Origin of the sequence: Kitasatospora sp. NPDC090091, from assembly GCF_044747365.1 — a bacterium.
Classification (GTDB): Bacteria; Actinomycetota; Actinomycetes; order Streptomycetales; family Streptomycetaceae; genus Kitasatospora.
Genome location: NZ_JBIVDY010000008.1, coordinates 105,106 through 129,601, shown reverse-complemented (window position 1 = coordinate 129,601; position 24,496 = coordinate 105,106). Strand labels below are relative to the sequence as shown.

20 protein-coding genes are annotated in these 24,496 nt (G+C 74.9%); 9 read left to right on the top strand and 11 right to left on the bottom strand.

What is annotated here, in order from left to right; genetic code table 11:
• Positions 1–32: 32 nt before the first annotated feature.
• The 6 genes from ACIPSC_RS16130 to ACIPSC_RS16105 form a co-directional block, all read right to left on the bottom strand.
• Positions 33–467: a MarR family transcriptional regulator gene (locus ACIPSC_RS16130; RefSeq protein ID WP_313765121.1), complete on the bottom strand. Its 435-nt coding sequence runs from the start codon at positions 465–467 to the stop codon at positions 33–35.
• A 119-nt stretch (positions 468–586) separates the two neighbouring features.
• Positions 587–2,380: a hypothetical protein gene (locus ACIPSC_RS16125; protein WP_400826247.1), complete on the bottom strand. Its 1,794-nt coding sequence runs from the start codon at positions 2,378–2,380 to the stop codon at positions 587–589.
• A 96-nt stretch (positions 2,381–2,476) separates the two neighbouring features.
• A complete protein-coding gene (locus ACIPSC_RS16120) occupies positions 2,477–3,325 on the bottom strand; it encodes a nucleic acid/nucleotide deaminase domain-containing protein (RefSeq protein WP_400826245.1) in 849 nt (282 codons plus the stop codon).
• A 28-nt stretch (positions 3,326–3,353) separates the two neighbouring features.
• Positions 3,354–3,884 (bottom strand): SUKH-4 family immunity protein, encoded by a 531-nt coding sequence (locus ACIPSC_RS16115; RefSeq protein ID WP_400826244.1) that lies wholly within the window; start codon positions 3,882–3,884, stop codon positions 3,354–3,356.
• Positions 3,885–3,935: 51 nt separating this feature from the next.
• A complete protein-coding gene (locus tag ACIPSC_RS16110) occupies positions 3,936–4,928 on the bottom strand; it encodes a nucleic acid/nucleotide deaminase domain-containing protein (RefSeq protein WP_400826242.1) in 993 nt (330 codons plus the stop codon).
• Positions 4,925–5,647 (bottom strand): WXG100 family type VII secretion target, encoded by a 723-nt coding sequence (locus ACIPSC_RS16105; protein ID WP_400826241.1) that lies wholly within the window; start codon positions 5,645–5,647, stop codon positions 4,925–4,927. The genes ACIPSC_RS16110 and ACIPSC_RS16105 overlap by 4 nt, the downstream gene beginning before the upstream one ends.
• 292 nt (positions 5,648–5,939) lie before the next feature.
• Between ACIPSC_RS16105 and ACIPSC_RS16100 the strand changes: the two genes are divergently transcribed.
• Together ACIPSC_RS16100 and ACIPSC_RS16095 are read left to right on the top strand one after the other, a co-directional pair.
• Complete coding sequence (locus ACIPSC_RS16100; protein ID WP_400826240.1) at positions 5,940–6,344, top strand: VOC family protein; 405 nt, start codon at positions 5,940–5,942, stop codon at positions 6,342–6,344.
• A 311-nt stretch (positions 6,345–6,655) separates the two neighbouring features.
• Positions 6,656–7,438, top strand: coding sequence for an MHYT domain-containing protein (locus ACIPSC_RS16095; protein ID WP_400826238.1), 783 nt, complete (start codon positions 6,656–6,658; stop codon positions 7,436–7,438).
• A gap of 91 nt (positions 7,439–7,529) precedes the next feature.
• On the opposite strand, the gene ACIPSC_RS16090 is transcribed toward ACIPSC_RS16095, so the two are convergent.
• Together ACIPSC_RS16090 and ACIPSC_RS16085 are read right to left on the bottom strand one after the other, a co-directional pair.
• On the bottom strand, positions 7,530–9,242 hold the full coding sequence (locus ACIPSC_RS16090; RefSeq protein ID WP_400826237.1) for a hydrogenase maturation protein: 1,713 nt from the start codon (positions 9,240–9,242) through the stop codon (positions 7,530–7,532).
• A 256-nt stretch (positions 9,243–9,498) separates the two neighbouring features.
• Entirely contained in the window at positions 9,499–10,422 is a 924-nt protein-coding gene (locus ACIPSC_RS16085; RefSeq protein ID WP_400826236.1) for a DUF4231 domain-containing protein, read from the bottom strand.
• Between the two features lie 131 nt (positions 10,423–10,553).
• On the opposite strand from ACIPSC_RS16085, the gene ACIPSC_RS16080 reads away from it, so the two are divergent.
• Positions 10,554–11,021 carry a VOC family protein gene (locus ACIPSC_RS16080; RefSeq protein ID WP_400826234.1) on the top strand — a complete coding sequence of 156 codons (468 nt, stop codon included), beginning with the start codon at positions 10,554–10,556 and terminating at the stop codon, positions 11,019–11,021.
• A 76-nt stretch (positions 11,022–11,097) separates the two neighbouring features.
• On the opposite strand, the gene ACIPSC_RS16075 is transcribed toward ACIPSC_RS16080, so the two are convergent.
• The gene (locus ACIPSC_RS16075) at positions 11,098–12,558 is read right to left on the bottom strand and encodes an NCS2 family permease (protein WP_400826233.1); all 1,461 of its coding nucleotides are present in this window, start codon (positions 12,556–12,558) and stop codon (positions 11,098–11,100) included.
• 246 nt (positions 12,559–12,804) lie between these two features.
• On the opposite strand from ACIPSC_RS16075, the gene ACIPSC_RS16070 reads away from it, so the two are divergent.
• Both ACIPSC_RS16070 and ACIPSC_RS16065 read left to right on the top strand, forming a co-directional pair.
• Positions 12,805–13,128: a DUF2530 domain-containing protein gene (locus ACIPSC_RS16070; protein WP_400826232.1), complete on the top strand. Its 324-nt coding sequence runs from the start codon at positions 12,805–12,807 to the stop codon at positions 13,126–13,128.
• Positions 13,129–13,180: 52 nt separating this feature from the next.
• Positions 13,181–15,664 (top strand): HAD-IC family P-type ATPase, encoded by a 2,484-nt coding sequence (locus ACIPSC_RS16065; protein WP_400826230.1) that lies wholly within the window; start codon positions 13,181–13,183, stop codon positions 15,662–15,664.
• 81 nt (positions 15,665–15,745) lie between these two features.
• On the opposite strand, the gene ACIPSC_RS16060 is transcribed toward ACIPSC_RS16065, so the two are convergent.
• Both ACIPSC_RS16060 and ACIPSC_RS16055 read right to left on the bottom strand, forming a co-directional pair.
• Positions 15,746–19,057, bottom strand: coding sequence for a sacsin N-terminal ATP-binding-like domain-containing protein (locus tag ACIPSC_RS16060; protein ID WP_400826228.1), 3,312 nt, complete (start codon positions 19,055–19,057; stop codon positions 15,746–15,748).
• A gap of 226 nt (positions 19,058–19,283) precedes the next feature.
• Positions 19,284–20,165 (bottom strand): DUF3027 domain-containing protein, encoded by an 882-nt coding sequence (locus ACIPSC_RS16055; RefSeq protein WP_400826440.1) that lies wholly within the window; start codon positions 20,163–20,165, stop codon positions 19,284–19,286.
• A 652-nt stretch (positions 20,166–20,817) separates the two neighbouring features.
• Between ACIPSC_RS16055 and ACIPSC_RS16050 the strand changes: the two genes are divergently transcribed.
• The 4 genes from ACIPSC_RS16050 to ACIPSC_RS16035 all read left to right on the top strand — a co-directional run bounded on the left by ACIPSC_RS16050 (position 20,818) and on the right by ACIPSC_RS16035 (position 24,416).
• Complete coding sequence (locus tag ACIPSC_RS16050; RefSeq protein WP_400826438.1) at positions 20,818–22,185, top strand: MFS transporter; 1,368 nt, start codon at positions 20,818–20,820, stop codon at positions 22,183–22,185.
• Between the two features lie 71 nt (positions 22,186–22,256).
• On the top strand, positions 22,257–22,787 hold the full coding sequence (locus ACIPSC_RS16045) for a hypothetical protein (RefSeq protein ID WP_400826227.1): 531 nt from the start codon (positions 22,257–22,259) through the stop codon (positions 22,785–22,787).
• An 11-nt stretch (positions 22,788–22,798) separates the two neighbouring features.
• Positions 22,799–23,563 carry a futalosine hydrolase gene (locus ACIPSC_RS16040; protein WP_400826225.1) on the top strand — a complete coding sequence of 255 codons (765 nt, stop codon included), beginning with the start codon at positions 22,799–22,801 and terminating at the stop codon, positions 23,561–23,563.
• Positions 23,556–24,416, top strand: coding sequence for a 1,4-dihydroxy-6-naphthoate synthase (locus ACIPSC_RS16035; RefSeq protein ID WP_400826223.1), 861 nt, complete (start codon positions 23,556–23,558; stop codon positions 24,414–24,416). The genes ACIPSC_RS16040 and ACIPSC_RS16035 overlap by 8 nt, the downstream gene beginning before the upstream one ends.
• Positions 24,417–24,496: the final 80 nt, after the last annotated feature.

Below are 24,496 nucleotides of genomic sequence, written 5' to 3'. Positions count from 1 at the left end.
CGTCTTCCGGCGGCTGACCGGAACGGCGTTGCCTAGAGGTGTGCGAGCTTGTAGAGCACCGGCGCGGCCTCCCTCAGGACGGCCCACTCCTCCTCGTCGAGCCCCTCGGCGAGTTCGGCGAGCCAGGCGTTGCGCCGGCGGCGGCTCTCCGTGAGGATCTCCTCCGCCTGCTCGGTACTGCTGACGACCACCTGCCGGCGGTCCTCCGGGTGCGGCTCCCGCCGCACCAGGCCCTTCTCCTCCAGCATCGCGACGATCCTGGTCATCGAGGGCGGCTGTACGTGCTCCTTCCGGGCGAGCTCACCCGGCGTGGCCTTCCCGCAGCGTGCGAGGGTGCCCAGCACCCCCATCTCGGTGGGGCTGAGCGACTCCTCGACCCGCTGGTGACGCAGGCGTCGGGAGAGGCGCATGGTGGACGACCGCAGCTGATTGACGGCTGCGAGGTCCTGCTCGGACATCTCGGGCATGTTCTTTAGCCTACGTCATTACTCTCGCTAAAGAAAATCGATTTCCGACCGCCCCCGGACCGGTGGTGCGTGCCTCCGGCGCGCCTGTGCCTCCGGCGCGCGGGCGCCCCCGGCGCCGTTCAGCGCCGGGTGTCCACCGCGGCGAGGCCGTCCGGCATGCCCAGCACCAGCAGCGTCCCGGCCAGGGCGAGCGACCAGACCTCCGAGCCGGTCCGCACGTCCACCACCCGCCCGGTCCCGAGGTCGCGCACCCGGACCAGCCCGTCGGACCAGGCCGCGGCCACCACCGGGCCGGCCGACATCGCCCCGGCGGCCACCGCCGTCACCGGGCAGCCGCGCCGGTCGGACGGCTCGGGCATCGGCCCCGAGCGCGGGCCCCAGAGCCGGACGGCGCCGTCGAAGCCGCCGCTCGCCAGCAGCGGGATCTCCGGACCGGTCAGCGGCCCGCCGCCCAGCGCGGTGCCGGCCAGCGCGGTGACCGGACCGTGGTGCAGCCGCTCGCTGGCCACCTTGCCGCCCTCGTACCAGTGCACGGCGCCGGCCGCGTCGCCGAACGCCGGCGCGGAGTCGGCCAGCCCGCCGATCGCCGCCACAGCGCTCAGGCCGCCGCCCGGACCGCCGGCCGGGCCGTCGCCGGCCGCCGCGCGGACCGCGTCCAGCGCCGTCATCAGCCCGTACGGCTCCAGCCCCGGCCGCGGCTCGGCCGGGACCACCAGCTCCGCCCGGCCCCAGGCGTCGAGCAGCACGACGGAGCCGCCGGCCGTCACCGCCAGCCCCCGCAGCGGGCGCGGGGCCGGCACCACCACGGCGCCGACGCGGCGGCCGGTGGCGGCGTCGAAGGTCCGCACCGCGCCCGTGGGGTCGGCCACCAGCACCTGCGACAGGTAGGGCCCCGTCCCGCCGGTGACCGCGACGGCCGGTCCCGGCCAGTCCGGGTCGGCGCCCTCCCAGCGCGCCCAGCGCCCGGACCAGGGCCCGGGCAGCTGCGCGAGGACGGCCGCGGCGGCCGCGGCGGTGGTGTCCGCGCCCAGCAGGCGGGTCCGCAGCACGGCGGCCCGGACGGCCGGGTCGGGCTCCTCGATCACGGCCGGACCGGCAGCGCGCCAGGCCCGGGCGAGCGCGTCGTCGCGTCGCTCGACGGCCGCCGTCACCGGCACGGGGTCGGCCAGCGCGTAGAGCAGCGGGTCGGCGGCCGGCGGGCCGGGGTCGCCGGCGGCCGCGGCCGCCCTCCAGAGCGCCGACAGGGCCTCCTCACCGGCGGCACGCAGGTCGGTACCGGCCGGCGGCACCGGCGCCGGCGGGGCGGCCGGTGTGCCGAGGGCCGGGCCGGGCAGCGGGTAGGCGGCCGCGTCGGCGCCCCGGGCGGCAGCCCACTGCTCGAACCGGGCCCGGTCCGTCCACTGCGGGTCGCCGAGCTCCAGCACCGCCGGTGCGGGCACCGCGGTGAACGCCCCGTCCGCCGCGCCCCCGGTCGCCGCCTCGACCACCAGACGCACCCCGGGCAGCCGGAGCAGCGGGTCGAGCAGCCCGGTCACCAGGGCGGCCGGGTCCTCGGCCGCGTCCAGCCCGGGTACGCAGACCAGGGTCGGCCGGGCGTCCGCCGCGATCGCCTCGATCAGCGGGCCCGCAGCGTGCGCGACCAGGTCGAGCTGCCGCCCCAGCGACCAGACGGCCGTCCGGACGGTGGCCCCGGCGGCGGGCAGGACGGCGTGGATCCGCCGCCCGCCGGGCACCGCCTCCGTGGTGCAGCCGCGGACCAGCCAGGCCAGCAGGTGCGACTTGCCGGCCCCGGGCGGCCCCGACACCCGGCACAGCCGCGGTGCCCGCGGGTCGTCCAGCCAGCCGAGCAGTGCCAGTCCGGCCGGCTTGCGCCCCGCCCCCAGCGGCGGCATCCGTCGCCCGTCCCGCGCCATTCCCCTGCTTCCCTCTCCGCGATCCCACCGGGTCCGGGCCCGACCGGGCCCGGACCTGTCCGGCCGAGCCCCGCCGGGACTCGGCCCTGTATGGACTCAGCCCTGCCGCTCGGCCAGGCTGATCATCAACGCCTTGATCCCGCTCTCGCGGGACGTGGCCGTCTCCCCGTAGTCGAAGCTGTGCGTGAACTCCGCCTGCGGGAACTCCTGCGCCATCCAGAGCGCGCAGTAGTGCCCGGGCATCATGCAGGGCTCCAGCTCACAGTGGACCCGGACCACCTGCTCGGCCCCGACGCCCTCCGCCCGGAGGCGGTGCCACAGCGCCTCCTCGGGGTGCAGCGGCCCGGGGCCGCCCACCTGGGTGACGATCCGCGTCCCGCCCTGCCCGTCGGCCACCTCGAAGGCCGCCGACGAGTCGACGTTCAGCGGGCGCCGCAGATCGTCCAGGACCCGCGGCCACCAGCCCTCGCGGTCGTCGAGTGCGCGTGGGTCGGCGGCCAGCAGGCCCTGGCGCAGCTCCCGGTAGGCCGTGAAGGCCTCCTCCGGCCGGTCCACCGCGGTGACCGCGGGCAGCAGCCGGTCGAGCAGCAGCAATCCGGCCGCGAAGGCCGCCGTGTCGGAGCTCACCGGCAGGTCGACCGGCTCGGCGCCCGGCAGCACCGCCCGGACCGACCGGTCCGGCGCGAAGTAGAGCTCCGCCCCGCCGTCCGTGCCGATCCGCAGCTGGGCCGCGAGCGGTCCCGCGTCCAGCCCGGAGCCGGCCGCGTACTCGCCCAGCGACAGCGGATCGGCCTCCTCCGCGGAGCGGAAGTACGGCCCCACCTGCAGCGGCAGCCCCGGGTGCCGCAGCGGCCCCGCGGGCGCGACCGGCAGCGCGCGCAGCCCCCGCGGGCCGAAGTGCGCCAGCAGTGCCGCCGTCAGCTCGTCGTCCTTGTCCGCGTTCACGTCCGCGTTCACCTCCGAACCCGCCCTCTCACAGCATGGGGTAGGAGTCGAGGAACGCCGTCCAGAACTCGCTCCGGAAGGGCAGCGGGTCCCAGCGCTCCATGCCCTCGCGGACGATCTCCTCCACCTCGGCCCAGTCGTACGGGTTCGGGCGCTCGTCCGGCCCCGGCCGCTCCACCTCGAACTTGTAGACCAGGTAGCCGAGCGAGGAGACATCCCCGTGGACCAGCTCGTACTCGGCCTCGGCGTCCGGGTCGGAGACCCAGATCGTGCCGTCGCCGAGGTGCACGAGGACGACCGCCTGGTAGAGCATCCCCAGCGGCTGCAGCCTGCCGTGCGGGGTGTCGACGGGCTCGGGGTCCGGCCAGGTCGCGAAGGCCTTCGCCGGGCTCGCCGGATCCCGGTCCGCGAACTCCTCCAGGATCCGGAAGAGCCCGTTGGAGCACGGGATCCCGACCTCCGTCACGAAGCGCGCGCCGTCGCCGTCCGGCCAGATCCGGGCCGCGGCGTCGGGGCGGAACCTCAGCAGGTCGCCGGGTTCGGCCCGTTCAACGAGCACGGGCCAGTCAATCCCTACCAGCACCTGTCATCCATCCTTCGAGCTCGCCCGTCACATACCCTTGTGCTTCTTCTTCGCGGCCTGCTTGGCCTCGTGGGCCGCCTTGTCCTGCTGGCCCTGTGCGTCGAAGTCCGTCGGCCCCATCGTGCCACCATGCTGGCCGGCGGCGTGGTCCTTCTCCAGCTGGTCCAGATAGGCCCGGTGGCCCCAGTCGCGGTCCGCCGTCTTGACCTTGCTGTCGTAGTCGACGCCGTAGGTGACGTTCAGGTCGGGATTGGCCGGCTCGAAGTGCCGGCCGAGCCAGCGCTCGCAGTTCGGGCCCGCCTGGCAGGGCGCCCGCTCGGTGTAGAGGTCGCTGACGTTGCCTTCCTTGCCCCCCAGCAACGGCTTGCCGATCGAGCGCTCCGAGTGGCTCCGGACGTAGTCGCTCCGGCCGACGAGGATGAACTCGCCGTTCTCGTCCCGGTACCTGAGCGAGGCGTAGTTCTTGCCGCCGTAGTCGCCCTGGGCGCGCCGGGCCTCCTCCACCGCCCGGGACAGCGGGGACGGCTCCTTGATCTTGCTGCTGCCGACCTTCTCGTTCTTCTTCTGCTTGCCGTCCTCGTCCTTGTCCGTCTTCTTGTACTGCCGCGCGTGGTACTTGTCCTTCAGGTCCTTCGGGTCCGCGTCCTTGACCTTGTCGGAGTCGCCGTCCAGCAGGGTCTTGAGGGACTTGTCGCTCCCGTCCAGGTCGACCAGCTTGCCGTCCTTGATCTCCTGGACCCGGCCGTCGTCGTGGATGAAGTACTTCCGCGGCGCGGGCTTCGAACCGTCGCCACCGCCGCCGGTACCCGCGTGCGGCGGCGGGGCGCCGCCGTCCTTGCCCTTGCCGGTGAGGTCCTTGGCGTGGTGCGCGTCGTTGCTGCTGTGGTGCTTGGCGGCCTTGTTGAGGTTGTCGCCCGCCTGCTTGTACATCTTCTTGGCGGCCTTGCCCATGTCGTCGGCGAGGGCCTTGCCGAGCTTCTGGGCCCCGTGCTGGAGGGCCTTGACGATCGGGTCGCTCATTCGAAGCTCATCCCTGCGACGCGGGCGCGGAAGACCTGCGCGTGTTGGGCCACCTTCTCCGCCTGCTCGTGCAGCGCCCGGGCGTGCGTCTCCACGGCCGCGGGGTTGATCTTGAATCCGGTGCCGGCCGAACCGCCGCCGCCGTTCAGCGCCGCCTCCGCGGCCTCGAACACCAGGCCGGCGACCGCCTCCGAGACGACCTCCACCAGCGGGGTGATGGCGGCCTCGACCACCTGGCCGACGACGTAGTCCTCCAACTGGTGCGCCAGATAGGACATCAGCTTGCGCGCGGCCTGCTGGGCGGCGACCGCCCCGACCTCCGCGATTCCCGCGGTCGCCACGGCGGCGGCCTGGGCGGCGACGAAGGTGGCGGCCAGCACGATGAGCTCGCCGAGCGCCTCCAGCTTCATCCCGACGATCACGTCGGCGGCGGTGTCCAGGGCCTTCGACACCACGTGGGCCGCCTGGACAACCTCGTTGAAGTGCTTGTCGGACATCAGCGCCCACTTGGCGACCAACGCCTCGTAGGACGCGCCCTCGTAGGCCCCGCCGAGCTGATGGACCGTCGCGGTCGAGTCCGCGTGCAGCTCTTCGAGGCCCTGCGCGAACTCCTTCACGTGCTCGCCGAATTCGCGGACCTTGTCCTCGTTGATCGACGGCCAGCGAATGCCGATGAACTCAAGGAGCGTCACCACTTCGCCCGGCAGCTCGATGGCCATGGACAAACCCCCCCGTGCACAACAATCCCCCGAAATGATCAAAAGTCTATACATCTCCTCGGCGGCCACCGGCACGGGAGCCGTGCCGATTCTGTGGCGATCCGGCGCGATCCGGCCGGATCCGCGCCCGTCCGCGCCGATCCGTGCCGAATCCGCACCGATCCGCGCCGGACGGAAGCCCCCGGCGCCACCGGCCGTGCCCTCCATGACTCCCGGTGCGATGCTGGTCGTGGGACCCGATCCACGCGGGCCCCGGCGCCGCGCCACCCCTCAGTAGAAGGGCCGACCAGAAATGACCGACGTCGCCGCCGAACAGGCCGAGCAGGCCGACACCGGCTTCGCCCGCCTCGCCATGGTCACCATCGACTGCGCCGACCCGGTCGCGCTGGCCGCGTTCTACGGCGAGCTGCTCGGGTGGGAGACCAGGCACGTGGACGAGCACTTCGCCATCCTCGACAACCCGGAGGGCGGCAGCCCGCTCGGCTTCGGGCGGGTCAACGGCTACCGGCCCGAGCCGTGGACCGAGCCGGACGGCGGCAAGCACTTCCACCTGGACTTCTACGTCGACGACCTGGAGGAGGCCACCGCCAAGGCGCTCGCGCTCGGCGCCACCGAGCCGCAGTACCAGCACGGCCGCACACTCAAGGTGCTGATCGACCCGGCCGGCCACCCGTTCGGTCTAGCTCCCTTGGAGTGATCCACAAACGCCCGCACCGCAGCGGGCACGCCGTGCGCAGGCGGCGTCAGGGGTTGGTGCCAAGATCTTGCCGATCACGTGAAGACCTACCCTGACCTGCGGTTTCACCAAACGCGCGAACCTTGAGCGCGCCGCCGCCAGTGGTTACTGTCCCGGTTGTCAGGGGCACCACACATCAGGGGCTCCCCTGGGCGGCCCCCCCCCTGCGCGCCCCTTCCGCGCGCGCTCCCGCACGCCCGGCCACCTCCGGCCGCCGCTCCCGCCCGAACCCCTGGCGCCACTCCTTCCCCGAACCCGTCAGGAGCTTCCTCGTGGGTGAGATCCATCATGCGGACCACGGCTGGGTGACACCCGCTGTCTCGTACTTCGTCGCCTGTCTGGGTGCCTTCGTCGCCCTGCGCGCCACCCGCTGGGCGCTGGTCTCCCGGGGGCGCACCCGGGTCTACTGGCTGCTCTTCGCGTCGACCTCGCTCGGCGCGGGCATCTGGTCGATGCACTTCATCGCCATGCTCGGCTTCTCCGTCACCGGCCTCGAAATCGGCTACCGCCCGGCGCTGACGATGGTCAGCCTGCTGGTGGCGATCCTCTTCGTCGGCCTCGGCATGTTCGCCGTCGGTTACAGCCGGCACCGCGTCCCCGCACTGCTCGCGGCCGGGCTGACCACCGGGCTCGGGGTGGCTGCGATGCACTACCTCGGTATGGCCGCGATGGTCCTGCCCGGCCACGTCGGCTACGACCACGTCACGGTGGGGGTCTCGGTCGGCATCGCGGTGTTCGCCGCGACGGCCGCGCTCTGGGCCGCGCTGAACATCCGGGGCACGCTCGCGGTCATGGCCGCGGCCCCGGTCATGGGCGTCGCGGTGTGCGCGATGCACTACACCGGGATGGCCGCCGTCTCCGTCCGGCTGGACTACGCGCAGAACACCCAGGGCGGGGTGATGGCCCTGCAGTTCATCTTCCCGCTGGTGGTCGGGCTGGGCTGCTACATCTTCTTCGGCTCGCTGGCCTTCGCGGTCTCGCCGAGCCGCAGCACGCTCAACGCGCAGCCGGTCCTGGTGGGCCGGGCGGCCCCGCTGGCCCGGTCCGGACGCTGAGGAGCACGGCCGGAGGGCCCCGCCGACGGTTCGTGGCGGGGCCCTCCGGCCGTGCTCCGGGCAGGTCCGGGCCGTCCCGGGCCGTTCCGGGCTATTCGGGGCGGCCGAGCAGTCCGGTCAGGTGCTCCGGCGTGGCCTCCGGGCACACCTTGTGGACGAAGGCGCGCCGCAGCCGGTGGTACGGCTCGCCGTCCCGGTAGAAGTTGCGGTGCATCCGCCGCAGCTCCTCGGCCCGGTGGTCGGCCAGCGGCCGGACGTCCTCGTCCGCGGCCAGCCGGCGCTTCTTCTCCACCAACCGCCCGGTCAGCTCCGGCGATCCGGCCAGCCGGGCCGCCTCCCGGGTCACCCAGCGGCGGAACTCCGCCGCGTCGCCGACCCGGGTGCGGTCCACCAGGCCCAGCCGCTCCGCCCGGGCCGCACCCACCGGCAGGGCCTCCGAGGTCAGCCGCTCGGCCTGCTCGGCGCCGACCCGGCGGGGCAGGGTGTACGTCCAGTACTCCGAGCCGTAAAGGCCCATCAGCCGGTAGTGCGGGTTGAGCACGGCGGACTCCCGGCACCAGACCTCGTCGGCGGCGAGGGCGAGCATCAGCCCGCCCGCGGCGGCGTTCCCGGCCAGCGCCGCGACGGTGACCTTGTCGGTGGTGGTGAGGACCGCCTCGACCAGGTCGTCCATCGCGTTGATGTTCTCCCAGGACTCCAGCGCCGGGAAGGACGCGCCCTCGATGACGTTGAGGTGGATGCCGTTGGAGAAGAAGTCACGGGCCGCGCCGAGCACCAGCACCGAGGTCGGCCGGCCGGCCGCCTCCTGATAGGCCGCCAGCAGGCGGCGGCACTGATCGGTGCTCATCGCCCCGCCTGCGAAGGCGAATTCGAGGAAGCCGACACCGTCCCGCTCGCGGTAGCGCAGCTCCGACCAGGTCTCCCGGTCCGCCGCCGAAGCCGGGCTCACCGGCACCTCGCGGACCCGGTAGAGGTGGTCGGCGAGCACCGTCGCGGCCGGCTGCTTGAAGGTGGCCGGACCACCGGGCGTCCGCCGCGGGCGCAGCTGCGGGATCCAGACCGCGCCGTCCACGGTGGCCCGGCAGATCGCGCCGTCCCGGGTGGCGATCACCGCGCCCGGCACCGGGCCGCGCAGCTCGTCCTCCGGGTGGCCACCGTGCAGGAAGTACTCGCGCCCGAACAGCTCGTCCAGCACGCCCGGCTGCGAGTCGGCCGCGCGGAGCCTGCGCAGCACGGTCGCGGTGTCGTCGGCCGCCCAGTCGATCCGGCGGTCCTCCTGGCGCAGCGGCGGGCGCAGCCGGCCGCGGACGTCCGGCCGGTCGTAGTCCAGCGGTTCGGGCGTGAAGAGGCCGCCGCGGAACCGCTCGACCGCCTGCAGCACGGCCTTGACGGCGGCGTCGGCGAGCTCGTTCCGGTACAGCTCGCTCTTGCCGCAGGCCGGCACCGGGAACTCGGCCGAGGCCCAGATGTCCCCGGCGTCCATCTCGGCGACCGCCTGGAGGACGGTCACGCTCCAGCGCTCGGCCCCCTCGGTGATCGCCCAGTCGAGCGAGGAGGGGCCGCGGTCGCCCTTCGGCCCCGGGTGGACGATCAGGACGGTCCGGGTGGACCAGACGTCCTCCGGGATCGCCGTGGTGAGCATCGGGCAGATGATCAGCTCGGGGTCGGTGCGGGCCACCGCGGCCCGCACCTGCTCGTCGCCGAGCGCGAGTTGCACGGCCACCTCGTGGCCGCGTTCACGCAGTTCGGTGTGGACGCGCTGGGTCAGGCTGTTGAACGCGCTGGCGATCAGAAGTACGCGCAAGGGGGCCTCCGGGCGATGACGGGCGTCGTGCGCGGAGGCGATGAAACCAGGGCATGGACACGTAACGATTACGGGCGGCGCTCCCCCGCGCGACCCTCACCCACCTCGCACACCTGTGCACCCGGCACCGCGCACGCTTCGCCCGATCTCCCCAGAACCTCCCGACCCGCCCGGTGACGCGCAGCGCCGCCCGGACGCTGCGGTGCCGCAGCGTCCGGGCGGAGCCGTAGTGCCGGCGCCGTAGTACCGGCGCGGCTCAGCGCGGGAACGCGCGCCGGGCCCGCCAGGTGGTGTGCTCGCGCGAGACCGCGTCCTCCGCCTCGGCGGCCAGCCGGCCCCACCGCTGCTCGGCGTCCGGAGCCTTGAGGTCCAGGTCGGAGAGCTGGTTGCCGACGTTCTCCAGCTCGCGCGCGGCCAGTTGGTACGCGGCGGCGAGCGGGCGCAGCTGCTTGAGCTGGGTCCAGGCGATCACCGCGGCGGCCGCCGCCGAGCTCGCGCCGAAGATGTGCACCGGCAGCGCCCCGACCGCCTGCGCGATCGCTGCCGCCGCACCGATGATGATCAGCGCCGCGACGCCCAGCCCCCAGGACACCGCCTGCGTCTCGCAGGCCTCGGCCCGCGCGCGGTACCACGTCCGCTGCCCCTCCACCCGAGTGCGCAGGTAGAGCGTGCGGCGCTCGGTCAGGCTGCCGGCCCGGGCCCGGCGCATCTCCGCGGTGATCTCCGGGACGGTGCCGGGCGGCACGATCTCCGGGTCCTCGAAGGCGCGCAGCACGTCCTCCAGCTGGAGCAGGTAGCCGCGGTCCACCTCGGCCGACTCCGCCCCGCCGTCGAACGGGCGGGCGCGCACGGCGTACTTCCAGGCCAGCGTCTTGACCGACTCGGCCGCCGCCCGGGCCTCGTACCAGCGCCCCTGCGGGTTGCTGCGCCGCAGCCGGGACCAGAAGTAGCCGGCGACCAGGAACGCCACCACCGAGAAGAGCGGCGTGATGTCGCTGTCGCCGCGGTGCTCGGGCCCGGGCAGCGAGCCCACCACCGCCGCGATCACCAGCATCGAGATCAGGCCCCGGTACCAGCGCAGCGTCTCGCGCTGCCCGTCCAGCGAGGCCTTGTCCGCCGTCCAGAACAGCTCCGGCAGCAGCTTCGCCTCGACCCCTCCGGGCGGATCCTGTTGCACCATCGGTAGAGCCCCCTCCCCGTGTCCGGCCCAGGCAGTATGCCCACCACCGACTGGGCTACACAGTCCCCTTCCTGCCACCCGCCGACGGCAGATGATTGCCCGTCAGCCAAGTAACCGCTATAAACGGTTACATGACCATCCCCGCGACCACCCCCGTGCACTGGAAAGTCGTCGTCGACTGCGCCGACCCGCACCGCCAGGCCGCCTTCTGGGCCGCGGCGCTCGGCTACACCGTCGAGGACCACAGCGTCCTCATCGGGCAGCTGCTCACCGCCGGCCGGATCACCCCCGGCCTCCTCACCGAGGTCGACGGCCGCCGGGCCTGGCGCACCCTGGCCGCCGTCCGCCACCCCGAGGACCCGCACGACCCCACCTCCGGCACCGGGCTCGGCCGCCGCCTGCTCTTCCAGCAGGTCCCCGAGCCGAAGACGGTCAAGAACCGCCTTCACCTCGACCTCCACCCCGGTCCCGACGCCCGCGACGCCACCGTGGCCCGCCTCGGCGGGCTCGGCGCCACCGTCCTGCGCCACGTCCAGGAGCCGGGCACCGACCACGTCGTCATGGCCGACCCCGAGGGCAACGAGTTCTGCGTGCAGTGAGAACGCGCCGCCCGGGTACGGCGGCGGCCCCGCACTCCGGGGAGTGCGGGGCCGCGGACGTGCCTGGCGGTCGGCGTCAGAGCAGGCCGAGGGCGGGCATCAGGTAGTAGAAGGCGAAGACCGCGGACACCGCGTACATCGCGGCCGGCACCTCGCGGCCGCGGCCGGCGGCGAGGCGCAGGACGCAGAAGGTGATGAAGCCGAAGCCGATGCCGTTGGTGATGGAGTAGGTGAACGGCATCATCACCATGGTCAGGAAGGCCGGGATCGCGATCGTGTGGTCGGCCCAGTCGATCTCCTTGACCGAGTTGGCCAGGATCAGGAAGCCGACGGCCACCAGGGCGGGGGTGGCTGCCTGGGCGGGGACCATGCCCGCGAGCGGGGCGAAGAAGAGAGCCACCACGAAGAGCAGGCCGGTGACGATCGAGGCGAAGCCGGTCCGGGCGCCCTCGCCGACGCCCGCGGTGGACTCGACGTAGCAGGTGTTGGCGGAGCAGGAGGTGGCGCCGCCGGCCGCGGTGGCGATGCCGTCGACCATCAGGATCCGGTTGATGCCGGGCAGGTCGCCCTTCCCGTCCAGCAGGTGGGCCTCGTCGGCGACGCCGAGGATGGTGCCCATCGCGTCGAAGAAGCAGGACATCAGGACGGTGAAGACGAAGAGGGCGCCGGTGAGCGCGCCGACCTTCTCGAAGCCGCCGAACAGGCTGACGTGGCCGACCAGGCCGAAGTCCGGGGCGGCGACCGGGTTGCCGGGCCAGGCCGGGACGGTCAGGCCCCAGCCGGCGTCGGGGACGCCGGCGAGCTTGTCGATCACCACGGCGACGACGGTCGTCACGGCGATGGAGACCAGGATCGCGCCGGGCACCTTGCGGATGATCAGCACCAGGGTGAGCAGCAGGCCGAGCACGAAGACCAGCACCGGCCAGCCGAGCAGGTGGCCGTTGCCGCCGAGCTGGAGCGGGACGGTGGTGTGGGCGACGTCCGGGATGCGGCTGACGAAGCCGGCGTCGACCAGGCCGACCAGGCCGATGAAGAGGCCGATGCCGATCGCGATCGCCTTGCGCAGGCCGAGCGGGACGGCGTTCATGACCCGCTCGCGCAGGCCGGTGGCGACCAGGAGCATGATCGCGAAGCCCGCCAGCACCACCATGCCCATGGCGTCCGGCCAGGTCATCTTGGGGGCGAGCTGGAGGGCGACGATGGTGTTGACGCCGAGGCCGGCGGCCAGGCCGATCGGGACGTTGCCGATCACGCCCATCAGCAGGGTGGTGAGCCCGGCGGTGAGGGCGGTCGCGGTGACCAGCTGGGCGTTGTCCAGGTGGGCCCCGGTCATGTCCGTGGCGTTGGCCAGGATGATCGGATTGAGCACCAGGATGTACGCCATGGTGAAGAAGGTGGCGATGCCGCCGCGGACCTCGCGCGGGAGGGTGGAGCCGCGCTCGGAGATCCGGAAGTAGCGGTCCAGGGCGCCGGCGGGGGGCTTCGGCGCCGTGGCGACGGGCTCGGGCGACTCGGTGGTCGGCTGGGCCACAGGCATGCGTGCGTCCTCTGGTGGGGGCTGAGGAGAGGGTCCACGCCCGGGGCGACGATGGCCGGGCGGGCCGGGCGGCGCGGCGTCGGCCCAGGCGTCCTGGGCATGGCGCAGCCAACCGGAAGGCCCCAGTATGGGTTCCCCGATCGCACACGCGCTATCTTCGCGCGTAGAACGATCGACGCGACGAGCGGCCCGGTCAGGAGCGGCCGCAAGTCGGACGAGCGGCCGTCTCCCCGTACTCTAGAGCCCATGCCGAAGACCCCACTGCACCCCTCGCCCCCGCCGCTGGAGGCCAACGACGTCGCCATCGTCGGCGGCGGCACGGTGCTGTGGTTCGTCGCCTTCCTGGCCCTGCTCCCCTTCCGGGGGACGCTCGCCGACCACGGCCACGGGAACTGGCCGTGGATCTGCCTGGCCGGGGCCGGCCTCGGCCTGATCGGCCTCTGGTACTGCCGCAGCCGCCGGGACGCGATCGCCCGCAGCCGCGCCGCCGAGGCCGCGGCGGCCGAGCGGACGGCCGGCGAGCGCTCGACCGGCGACAACGGCGCGGACCCGGCCACCCGGTCGGACTGAATAGTCCTTTAGTAGCACGCATCGGACATAAGGCACCCGTAGAGTCGGTGCCATGACGCAGCCTGCCCAGCAACCGGACCAGGCGCCCGGCGACGGTCACGACGGCGCCCACCCGCTCGGCCTGCTGCCCGGGCGGCGCGGCGGCCTCACCGCCGCGGAGGTCGCCGAGCGGGTCGCCCGGGGAGACGTCAACGACGTCCCGGTGCGGTCCAGCCGCTCCACCCGGGAGATCGTCCGGGCCAACGTCTTCACCCGCTTCAACGCGATCATCGGCGTGATGTTCGGGATCATCCTGGTCGTCGGACCGATCCAGGACGGCCTGTTCGGCCTGGTCATCGTCGCCAACACGGCGATCGGCATCGTCCAGGAGCTGCGCGCCAAGAAGACCCTGGACAGCCTGGCGCTGATCGGCGAGGCCAAACCCCAGGTCCGCCGGGACGGCACCGTCCAGCAGATCGCCACCGGCGAGATCGTCCTCGACGACACCGTGCTGCTCGGCATCGGCGACAAGGTGATCGTCGACGGCGAGGTGACCGAGGCCGACGGGCTGGAGATCGACGAGTCGCTGCTCACCGGCGAGCCCGACCCCGTCCTCAAGCAGCCCGGCGCCCAGGTGATGTCCGGCAGCTTCGTGGTGGCCGGCGCGGGCGCGTTCACCGCCACCAAGGTCGGCCGCGAGGCCTACGCGGCCCAGCTCGCCGAGGAGGCCAGCAGGTTCACCCTGGTCAGGTCCGAGCTGCGCAGCGGCATCGACAGCATCCTGCGGTTCATCACCTGGCTGCTGGTGCCCACCGCCGTCGGACTGGTGATCAGCCAGCTCGCGGTGGAGGGGCGGGACTGGAAGGAGGCCGTCCGCCGGATGGTGGCCGGCATCGTGCCGATGGTCCCCGAGGGCCTGGTGCTGCTGACCTCCGTCGCCTTCGCGATCGGCGTGATCCGGCTCGGCCGCAAGCAGTGCCTGGTGCAGGAGCTGCCCGCGATCGAGGGGCTGGCCCGGGTGGACACCGTCTGCCTGGACAAGACCGGCACCCTCACCGAGGGCGGCATGGACGTGGTCGAGCTGCGCACCCTGGCCGGGGCCGACGGCCACCCGCGTCCGGACGCCCCGCCGGCCCGGCCCGTGCTCGCCGACCCGGAGGTCATCAAGCAGGCGCTCGGCGTGATGGCCGGCGCGGACGCCCGGCCCAACCCCTCGATGCAGGCGGTGATCGAGGCCTACGGGCGCAACGACGGCAACGGCGACGGCGCGAGCGGCGGCTGGCGGGTGATCGAGGCGATGCCGTTCTCCTCCGCCCGCAAGTGGAGCGGGGTGCAGCTGCTGGAGCCGCAGGGCGGCGAGGCCAGCTGGCTGCTCGGCGCGCCGGACGTGCTGCTGCCCGCCGGGCACCCGGCGCTCGCCGACGTGGACGAGCTCGGCACCAAGGGCCTGCGGGTGCTGCTGCTGGGCCGCACCCCGGTGCCGCTCGACGCCCCGGACCCGGCCACCGACCTGCAGCCGCTCGCCCTGGTCGTGCTCCAGCAGCGGCTGCGCGAGGACGCCGCCGACACCCTGCGCTACTTCGAGGGGCAGCGCGTCCAGGCCAAGGTGATCTCCGGCGACGCGGCCGTCTCGGTCGGCGCCGTCGCCGCGCACCTCGGCCTGCCCGGCGCCGACCGGCCGCTGGACGCCCGCAGCCTGTCCGCCGAGCCGGCGGAGTTCGCCGACGCCGCCGAGCGGACCGCCGTCTTCGGCCGGGTCACCCCGCAGCAGAAGCGGGAGCTGGTCGGCGCGCTGCAGTCGCGCGGGCACACCGTGGCGATGACCGGTGACGGCGTCAACGACGTGCTGGCGCTCAAGGACGCCGACATCGGCGTGGCGATGGGCACCGGCAGCGACGCCACCAAGGCCGTCGCGCAGATCGTGCTGCTGAACGACTCCTTCGCCACCCTCCCCTCGGTGGTCGCCGAGGGCCGCCGGGTGATCGGCAACATCGAGCGGGTGGCCGGGCTCTTCCTGGTGAAGACGGTCTACTCGGTGCTGCTCGCACTGCTGGTGATCTTCACGCACTCGCCGTACCCGTTCCTGCCCCGGCACTCCACGGTGCTCTCCACCCTCACCATCGGCGTGCCGGCCTTCTTCCTCGCCCTGGCGCCCAACAACGAGCGGGCCCGCACCGGCTTCGTCCGCCGGGTGCTGCGGCTGGCCGTCCCCGGCGGCATCATCGCCGGGACGGCCACCTTCACCGCGTACGCGCTGGCCCGGGCCAACCACACGACCGACCTGGAGGCCGACACCAGCGTGGCCACCCTGACGCTGTTCATCGTGGCGATCTGGGTGCTGGCGATCGTGGCCCGGCCCTACAACTGGTGGCGGCTGCTGCTGATCGGGACGATGTGCGGGGCGTTCGCACTGGTGCTGACGGTGCCCTGGCTGTCGGACTTCTTCGAGCTCTCGCTCGCCGGCATCCGCGACCCGTGGATGGGCGTCGCCATCGCGCTGGTCGCCGGGGTGCTGCTGGAGGTGGTCTGGCGGGTCATGCGCCGCGCCTCGGACTGAGCCCGTACGGCAGGGTGCACCCGCTCCCGTGATGGAGCGGGCGCACCCGGCCGGCCGGGGCGGCGGACCGGCCGCCGGAGGTCAGCCCTCGAAGTCGCGGGCGGCGGAGAGCTCGTAGGCGCGGTCCGGCTCGGTGAGCGCGGCCAGCACCTCGAACCGGCGGTGCCACTGGCCGACCGACCAGGCCAGCCCGGCCGCCAGCCCCTCCGGCGTGGCGGCGTGCAGCAGCCCGGGCACCGGCGACAGCTCGAACTCGTCGTCCTCGTCGGCCTCCTCGGCCGCGTCCGGGTCGTACGGCGCCTCCGGGGTGTCCGCCGCGGCGTCCCAACGCCAGTCCACCGCGGCCTCGTTGCCGTCCGGGCCGACCACCAGCAGCTCCTCGTGCTCCTCGTAGGCCACCGGGCAGCCGGGCAGCAGCTCCCGCACCACGGCGGGGACCCGGTGCAGCCGGCCCTCGGAGAGCACCCGGCCACCGGCCACCTCGCTGGCCAGCGAGACGTGCAGCCGCTCGGCGAGGTCGGCCGCCAGCGCCGGGGCGACCGGCAGCAGCGGGTACGGGTGCAGCAGCTGGACGAGGTCCGGCGCGTCGGCGACGACCGCCTCGGTGGCGTCCACGATCACCGTGTGCGCCGGGCGGCGGCCGGCCTCCGGGTCCAGCGGCGGCAGCGCCCGCACCACGTCCAGCGGCTCGATCCGCTCGGCCTCGACCCGGGCCAGTGCGCTGTGGATGCCGTGCAGTTGGCGGTGGCCGATCTCGGAGGCCGGGTCGGTGAGCCGGTCCAGCACCTCGTCCGGGCCGTGCGGCTCGGCGAGCAGCGCGGTCAGCGTGGTGCGCACCCCGAGCGCGTGCAGGAACTGCTCGTCCAGCGTGGTCCGGGCCTCGTCGTAGAGGCCGCGCAGCAGCGGGTCGGCACCGGCCGCGCGCAGGCCGGCCGGCTCGCGGCCGTCCAGCACAGGGTGGTCACGCAGCCACCAGGCGGTGTACGGCGGCAGGTCGGCGTAGGAGCCGTCCGGCAACAGGGTGCGGACGGGGTTGACCACGGCGTCCCGGTACGGCGGGCGGGCCAGCGCGGCCAGCGCCTCGGGCCAGGCGTCGTCGTCCACCAGGTCGAGGTCGCGCACGGCCAGCAGCTCGGCGGCGACGGGCGGCACGCTCATCGGATCGCCGTCGTCGGCGTGCAGGGCCTCCAGGGCGTCCTCGGCCCACTCGGCGAGGCCGTCCGGTGCCTCGTCCAGCAGCCCGGTCGGGTGGCCGCCGGCCGCACGGTCGGCGGGGGCGGTCGGGTCGAGCCGCTCCAGGTCGTCCGGGTCGAGCACCACGTCCTCGGCGCGGACCAGCACGAACTCGGCCGGCACGCCCGCGGCGGCCAGCACCTCGGGGCCCCAGCGCTCCATCAGCTCGTCGTCCACCCAGCCCGCGTCGTCCTCCCGGGCGACGGCGGCGAGCGGGCTGCCGGGCAGGATCAGCTCGCCCGCGCGGGCCGGCTCGCCCTCGTCGTCCAGCAGCGCCAGCCGGGCCAGCCAGGGGTGCTCGCCGACCGCCGGGGCGGCCGCCCTGACCAGGGCGAGCACCGAGTCGGCGAGGTCCGCGGCGGCGTCCAGGTCCTCCTCGGCCAGCTCGTAGGAACGGGCGACGGCGGCCCGCACCTCGGGCGTGTCCAGCACCCCGGCCGGGGTGGCGGTGCCGGCGCCGAGCTTGGCCAGCAGCGGGTGCGCGGCCTCCGGGTGGGCGAGGCGCAGGTCGAGCAGGGCGAGTGCGCCGGCCAGCGCCTCGGGGTAGCCGGGGTAGGCCGCCCAGTCGGCGGCGTCGGAGGGCAGCAGGACCCGGCGCGGGCCGGTGACGGTACGGCCGTCGGCCAGCGGGACGGGCAGCGCGCCGAGCGCCTCCGGGTCGGCCGCGCCGAGCGCCGCGTAGAGGTTGCGCCACCAGGCCGGCTCGCGGTCCAGCCCGCCGAGCTGGTCGACCACCTCGGCCAGCGGCACCCGGCGCACCTTCAGCACCCGTAGCTCGGTCCGGCGCTCCAGGCCGGCCGGCAGCAGCCCGGGGAAGATCGGCGCCAGCGCCTCGACCACCGACTCGTCCGCGCCCTCCAGCAGCGTGGCGTCCCGGGGCCGCAGCGCCGGCGTGCCCTCCTCGACCGGCGCCGGGTGCGGCAGGAACGGCGTGCCCGGCAGCCGGGAGAGGATCGCGGCGCGCAGCGCGTTGTCCAGCGCGCCCTCGCCGAGCGGACCGGGGACCAGGCCGAGCGAGCCGAGGTCGCCGCCGCGGGAGCGCAGCAGGTCGGCGTAGGCCTCGGCGGCGCGCTCGGTGAGGAAGTCGGCCAGCGGGCCCGGTGCGACGTGCCGGCGGGTGGAGTCCAGCGGGTAGGAGGCGATCAGCAGCGCGGGCAGGCCGAGCGGCTCGTCGCTGGGCGTGGGGGCGTGCAGCACCGGCGCGATGCCGGGCGCCTGTGGGGCGCCGTCCGGGCCGACCGGGACGGCCCAGGTCACCGTCCAGTACGGGCGGGCGCGCTCCTCGGTGGGCCGGTCGGTGAGCAGCGCGGCGTCCAGGGTGCCGGAGGCACCGGCGGTCTGCCAGACCGTCCGGCGCAGCCGCCCGCCCGCGTCGTCGGTGACGGTGATCGCAGTGACACCGTCCGGCCGCGGCGCGGCGGCCGACCGGGTGAGCGTGCGGGTGCCCTCCGGGGTCTCCACCACGACCTCCGCCAGGCCGGGCAGGGTCAGCAGCAGTGCGTCGTCGACACCGGCCAGCAGCCGACGGGTGAGGTCCTCGGCGGCGGCGTCCCGCAGCGGCAGCACGACCACGGTGTCGTAGCCGTCGGGGGCGGGACCCTCGGCGGCGAACGGCAGCCGCAGCAGCGGCACGTGGCCGTCCCGGCGGCGCAGCTCGTCGGCGAGCGCGGGCTGCGCCTCGGCCAGCGAGCGGGCCTCGCCGAGCGACCAGCGCACGCCGCCGGCCGCGCCGAGCACGGCGGGCTCGTCGGTGACCGCGAGGACGGCGGCGAAGCCGACGCCGAACCGGCCCACGGTGGGCCGGCCGTCGGCCGCGTCCCGCTTGGAGGAGGCGCGCAGCGTGGAGAGCGATTCGACGGCGGCCGCGTCCAGCGGTGCGCCGGTGTTGGCGGCGGCCAGGACGCCGTCCGCCAGGGTGAGCCGGAGCCGGCCGGGGGCGCCGCCCGCGCGGACCGCCGCGTCGGCCGCGTTCTGCGCCAACTCGACCACCAGGCGGTCCCGGTAGCCGCCGAGGGCGAGCTCCTCCTCGGCGTTGGCGTCCTCCCGGAACCGGGCCGGGGAGGCGGCCCAGGCGTCCAGCACCCGGCGGCGCAGCGCGGCGCTGCCGAAGGGGTCCGCGCGGTGCTCGTCCGTTCCGCTGCCGATGATCCGAGGTTCCACTGGACCTGCCGCCTTCCGCCGCCCTGTACTTCGTACGGGGGGCATTCTCCCCCGGCCGGGCACCCCCGGCGGACCGGGGTGGGCCGCGCCGCCCCCGGGAACGGCCGCGGCCCGCCCACCTGTGCAGGTGGGCGGGCCGCGAGTGCGTCCGGACCGGCCGGAATCGGTCCGCCGGGACCGATCCGCCGTGGTCGGCCGACCGGGGCGGTCGGCCGGGAGCACGGGATCAGGAGTGGCCGAGCTCCTCGGCGGGGGCGTCGGGCTCGACCGAGCCCGTGGTGCGGTCGGGGTGCAGCTGCATCGGCTCGACCACCAGCTCGTCCAGGATCAGCTCGGACGGTGCCGGCGGGGCCGGGATCACGGCCGCCTCGGAGTGGCCGCCGCAGCCGTAGGCGAAGGAGACGATCTGGCCGTCGGCCGGGCCGAACTCGTTGCCGCAGACGCCGAAGGCCTGGCCGAGCGAGCCGCCGATCGGGATCAGGAAGCCGCAGCTGACGCAGGAGGCCGGGGCGGACTGCGCCATCGGGGTCTGCGGGCCGTGGGCCTTCTCCCAGCGGTCGGCGGCGAGGTGCAGGCCGAGGCGGGAGAGCACCCGGCTGCGGCCCATGCCGAGCTCCGCGGCGACGGCGCCGATCTCGGCGCGGGCCGGGGCCGGCTGGATGTCCGGGTCGCTGACGACCACGTCCTCCGGGGCGGCCAGCGCCATCGGGGAGTTCGGCGCCGGCTCGTCCTCGCCGGTCCAGCCGGGCTCCAGGCGCAGGTCGTCCGCGTCGGTGGGCAGCAGGTCGCCCGGGCCCATGTCGCCGGGCCGGAGCCGCTCGCTCCACGGCACCCACTGCGGGGCGAGGACGGCGTCGGGGCCGGGCAGCAGCACGACCTCGTCCAGGGTGACGTTCTTGGCGCGCGGGGCGCGCGCGACGGTCACGGCCCAGTGCCAGCCGCGGTAGGCGGCATCCAGGCACTCGAAGGTGTGGGTGACGACGCGGTCGGCGTCCGCCTGGGCACCGAGGTGGGCCCCGACGGCTTCGGCTCCGACGGCCTCGTTCGCTGCCTGTCGGGCGAGTTCGACGGCCTCGGCACAGAGCCGATCGGGGGTACGGCTTCGCATCGCAGCACTCACGGCGTCGATTCTCTCCCAGTTCTTCTGTTGCCTGCGGCGTGTTGCCCGTTCCGTCGCGGCTCGGTTTCCCTCGTCCATTCTGCGCGACCACGGGCCGCCAGGGGTACCGGCCGCGCCGCTCTTCCGGTCCGGCCGGCCGCGGCCGCTGGTGGGTCGGACCTGGGCAGGCTACCCGCCGGTCGGCCACCCGGCACAGTCCGGGGCGGACGCCACCGCCGCCGCGGCCGCGCCGCGCGGACCGGAATCCCGCGTCGCGGTACCGATTCTGGGGCAGGATGGGCATGTGGCGGACGAGAACCCGTCGCAGCACGCACTGCACGCTTCGCAGGCCGGCAGTCCCGACGACGAGGCGGGCGCCGTGCCGCGGCAGCAGCCTCCGGTCCTCGCTGCGGGCGAACCGCAGCCGGTGGACGCCTCGTCGACGCCCCCCGATTCCGCCGGGCATCCGGCACACCCGACGCACGCGGACGGGGCGGCCGGCTCCCACGCCGCCGGCCCGGCCGGCGCCACCGCGGTGTCCGGCGGGCACGCCGGCAAGGGCGGGCACCCCGGCCCGGAGCCCGCCCCGGACGGCCCGGCGGACTCCGACGGTCCCGCCGACCTCGACGACGAGGAGCAGGAGGAGCCGCGCCGGCACTTCCTGATCCGCACCGCCTCCGCCGCCGGCTCGCGCACCGGCAAGGTCGTGCACGGCACCGGGCGGCGGATCCGCCGGGCCACCTCCGCCGAGGGCGCCGGCGAGTCCGGCCTCGCCAAGCTGATCGAGCTGCACGCGCTGAACTCCTTCGGCGACATGCTGATCACCGTCGCGCTCGCCTCGACCATCTTCTTCTCCGTCCCCACCGGCGAGGCCCGCGGCCGGGTGGCGCTCTACCTGCTGATCACCATGGCGCCGTTCGCCGTCCTCGCCCCGGTGATCGGCCCGCTGCTGGACCGCCTGCCGCACGGCCGCCGGGCCGCGATGGCGATGTCCATGCTGGCCCGCGCGGTGCTGGCCTGGACGATGGCGAGCACCGTGGCCGGCGGCGGGCTGGCGCTCTATCCGGAGGCACTCGGCGTCCTGGTGGCGTCCAAGGCCTATGGCGTGGTGCGCAGCGTGGTGGTGCCCCGGCTGCTGCCCAGCCGGCTCTCCCTCGTGAAGGCGAACTCCCGGGTCACCCTGGCCGGACTGCTGGCCACCATGGTGGCGGCCGGGGTCGGCGGACTGCTGCACCTGATCGGGCCCGGCTGGCCGCTGCGCGGCGCCTTCCTGGTCTTCGTGGTCGGCACCCTGATGGCCTTCCACCTGCCGCACAAGGTGGACTCGGCCAAGGGCGAGCAGCGCGCCGTGCTGCACGCGGAGGTGCACGGCGAGGCCGCGGGCGCCGTCGGCCCCTCCGGGCAGGCCGCCCGGACCCCCGTCCCGAAGGCGTCGCTGCGCACCGTCGGCCCCTCGGTGATCCTGGCGCTGCGGGCGATGTCGGCGCTGCGCTGGCTGGTCGGCTTCCTGGTGATGTTCCTGGCCTTCCTGCTGCGCACCGATCCGATCGGCGGGCTGCAGCCGACCCTGGCGCTCGGCCTGGTGGCGCTGGCCGCCGGCACCGGGAACGCGCTCGGCTCGGTGCTCGGCTCCTGGCTGCGCACCCGCGGCTCGGAGGCGACGGTCACCGCGATGCTGCTGCTGGCCACCTGCGCCACGGCCGCCGCCGCGCTCTGGTACGGCGTGGTGACGGTGATCGCGGTCGCGGGGGCGGCCGGGGTGGCGGCCTCGCTGGGCAAGCTGGCGCTGGACGCGCTGATCCAGCGCGACGTCCCCGAGGCGGTCCGGACCTCGGCCTTCGCCCGCTCGGAGACCCTGCTCCAGCTCTCCTGGGTGGCCGGCGGCACGGTCGGCATCCTGCTGCCGCTGAACGGCGTGCTGGGCCTCTCGGTGGCGGCCGCGGTGGTCGGCGTGGTGCTGCTCCTGACGGTCCGCTCGCTCTTCCGGATCGGCCTGCGCCACCGCACCACCGCGCCCCGGGTCGCCTGACCGGCCGGGCGCAACACGCGGCTGCCGACCCCCGCGTAGCGTGATCGGCAAAGCCCGGTAGCCTCTGACGCATGAGCCTCAACACCCGTGTCATCGCCGCCCTCGGCGCCGTCGTCGTGATCGGCGTCGGCACGGTCGTCGGGTCGATCGCCTACGCGAGCGACCAGACCGAGCCGAGCGACCACCGCGTCACCCTCACGGTCGGCACCTCCTCGATGGAGGAGGACCCGTTCTGCTTCAACGACGGCAAGCCGCTGACCGACCAGCAGCAGGAGGAGTGCCAGGAGAAGGCCGGCAAGGCCCTGGACGAGGGCAAGCTGCCCAAGTCCGACGTGGTCGCCAGCGACCAGATCGGCATCGGCGTGACCCCGGACGTGGCCGACCGCGGCTGGTGGGCCAACTCCAACGGCGGCCAGGGCCAGGGCGGCCGCTTCGTGCTGGCCTCCGCGGCCAAGGGCTCCACCTACTCCGGCTCGGTGTCGGCCTCCAAGGCGCTCAACGCCTCCGGCAAGACCCTGATCACCGTGGTCGAGTCCGACCCGAAGCAGCCGGACGCGATCTACGGCGTCTGGTACTTCCAGCTGAACACCCAGGACGCCTGACGGCCGTCCCGGTGACCGTACGACTTCCCGGCGAGCAGTCGGCCCCCGAGCGGGGCCGGCTGCTCGTCGTCGTCGCGGTGCCCGCCGAGGCGGAGGCGGTCCTGCGCGGCCTGCCCGGCTCCGCCGAACCGCTGCCGCTGCCCGGCGGCGGACTGCACCGCACCCGCCACGCGGACGGTCCGGAGGTGGACGTGCTGGCCGCCGGGGTCGGCCCGGCCGCCGCCGCCGCGGGCGCGTCCGCCGCGCTCGCCGCCCACCGGTACGACGCGGTCGTCTCGGCCGGGATCGCCGGCGGCTTCGCCCCGCGGGCGCCGATCGGCGCGACCGTGCTCGCCACGGCGATCGTCGCCGCCGACCTCGGCGCCGAGACCCCGGAGGGCTTCGCCGACGTCACCGAGCTGGGCTTCGGCACCGTCCGGCACACCCCGCCGCCGACCGCCGTGGCGCTGGCCGCCGAGGCGCTGGCCGCCGGGACCGCCGGGCCGGTGGTCACCGGCACCGTGCTCACCGTCTCCACGGTCACCGGCAGCGCCGGGCGCGCCGCCGCCCTGACCGCCCGCCACCCCGGCGCGGCGGCGGAGGCCATGGAGGGTTTCGGGGTCGCCGAGGCCGCCGCCCGGCACGGCGTACCGGCCTTCGAGCTGCGCACCGTGTCCAACCCGGTGGGCCCGCGCGACCGGGCCGCCTGGCGGATCGGCGAGGCGCTGGCCGCGCTGGAGCGGGCGTTCGCCGCGCTGCCCTGTCCGGAGTTCCTGAAGGAGGCCCGCCGTGGCTGAACCGCTGAGCATCGCCTACTCGCCCTGCCCGAACGACACCTTCGTCTTCCACGCCTGGGCGCACGGCATGGTCCCCGGCGCGGACGCCCCCGAGGTCACCTTCGCGGACATCGACGTCACCAACGGGCTGGCCGAGCGCGGCGAGCTGGACGTCCTCAAGGTCAGCTACGCCGCGCTGCCCTGGGTGCTGGACGAGTACGCGCTGCTGCCCTGCGGCGGCGCGCTCGGCCGCGGCTGCGGCCCGCTGGTGCTGACCCGCCCGGAGCTCGCCGCAGGCCCGGACGGCGCCGATCTGACCGGCCGGACCGTCGCGGTGCCCTCCGAGCGCTCCACCGCCTACCTGCTGTTCCGGCTCTGGGCGGCCAAGGCGGTGCCCGGCGGCTTCGGCGAGATCGTCGTCCTGCCGTTCCACGAGATCATGCCCGCCGTCCGGGACGGCCGGGTCGACGCCGGCCTGGTGATCCACGAGGCCCGCTTCACCTACCGGCAGTACGGGCTGCACCGCCTCGCCGACATGGGCGAGGCCTGGGAGCAGGAGACCGGCCTGCCGATCCCGCTCGGGGCGATCATCGCCCGGCGCTCGCTCGGCGCCGAGCGGCTGCAGGCCCTCGCCGGGACGATCCGCGACTCGGTCCGGCAGGCCTGGGCGGACCCGTCGGCCAGCCGCGCGTACGTGCTGGCGCATGCCCAGGAGATGGACCCGGCCGTCGCCGACCAGCACATCGGGCTGTACGTGAACGAGTTCACCGCGGACCTCGGCGAGGAGGGCTACGGCGCCGTCCGGGCGCTGCTCACCCGGGCCGCCGAGGAGGGGCTGGTGCCCCCGCTCGCCCCGGGCGCGCTGGACCTCTGAGCCCCGCCTCCGGACCTGGCCCACTCCGGACCGGGCCTCGCCTCCGGGCGGCCCCCGCAGACGGCAGGACGCGCCCCCGG

Coding starts and splice junctions, on each gene's coding strand:
- ACIPSC_RS16130 (WP_313765121.1), bottom strand. CDS start 467: ATGCCCGAGATGTCCGAGCAGGACCTCGCAGCCGTCAATCAGCTGCGG.
- ACIPSC_RS16125 (WP_400826247.1), bottom strand. CDS start 2,380: ATGGCGCGGGACGGGCGACGGATGCCGCCGCTGGGGGCGGGGCGCAAG.
- ACIPSC_RS16110 (WP_400826242.1), bottom strand. CDS start 4,928: ATGAGCGACCCGATCGTCAAGGCCCTCCAGCACGGGGCCCAGAAGCTC.
- ACIPSC_RS16105 (WP_400826241.1), bottom strand. CDS start 5,647: ATGGCCATCGAGCTGCCGGGCGAAGTGGTGACGCTCCTTGAGTTCATC.
- ACIPSC_RS16100 (WP_400826240.1), top strand. CDS start 5,940: ATGACCGACGTCGCCGCCGAACAGGCCGAGCAGGCCGACACCGGCTTC.
- ACIPSC_RS16085 (WP_400826236.1), bottom strand. CDS start 10,422: ATGGTGCAACAGGATCCGCCCGGAGGGGTCGAGGCGAAGCTGCTGCCG.
- ACIPSC_RS16080 (WP_400826234.1), top strand. CDS start 10,554: ATGACCATCCCCGCGACCACCCCCGTGCACTGGAAAGTCGTCGTCGAC.
- ACIPSC_RS16075 (WP_400826233.1), bottom strand. CDS start 12,558: ATGCCTGTGGCCCAGCCGACCACCGAGTCGCCCGAGCCCGTCGCCACG.
- ACIPSC_RS16070 (WP_400826232.1), top strand. CDS start 12,805: ATGCCGAAGACCCCACTGCACCCCTCGCCCCCGCCGCTGGAGGCCAAC.
- ACIPSC_RS16065 (WP_400826230.1), top strand. CDS start 13,181: ATGACGCAGCCTGCCCAGCAACCGGACCAGGCGCCCGGCGACGGTCAC.
- ACIPSC_RS16055 (WP_400826440.1), bottom strand. CDS start 20,165: ATGCGAAGCCGTACCCCCGATCGGCTCTGTGCCGAGGCCGTCGAACTC.
- ACIPSC_RS16045 (WP_400826227.1), top strand. CDS start 22,257: ATGAGCCTCAACACCCGTGTCATCGCCGCCCTCGGCGCCGTCGTCGTG.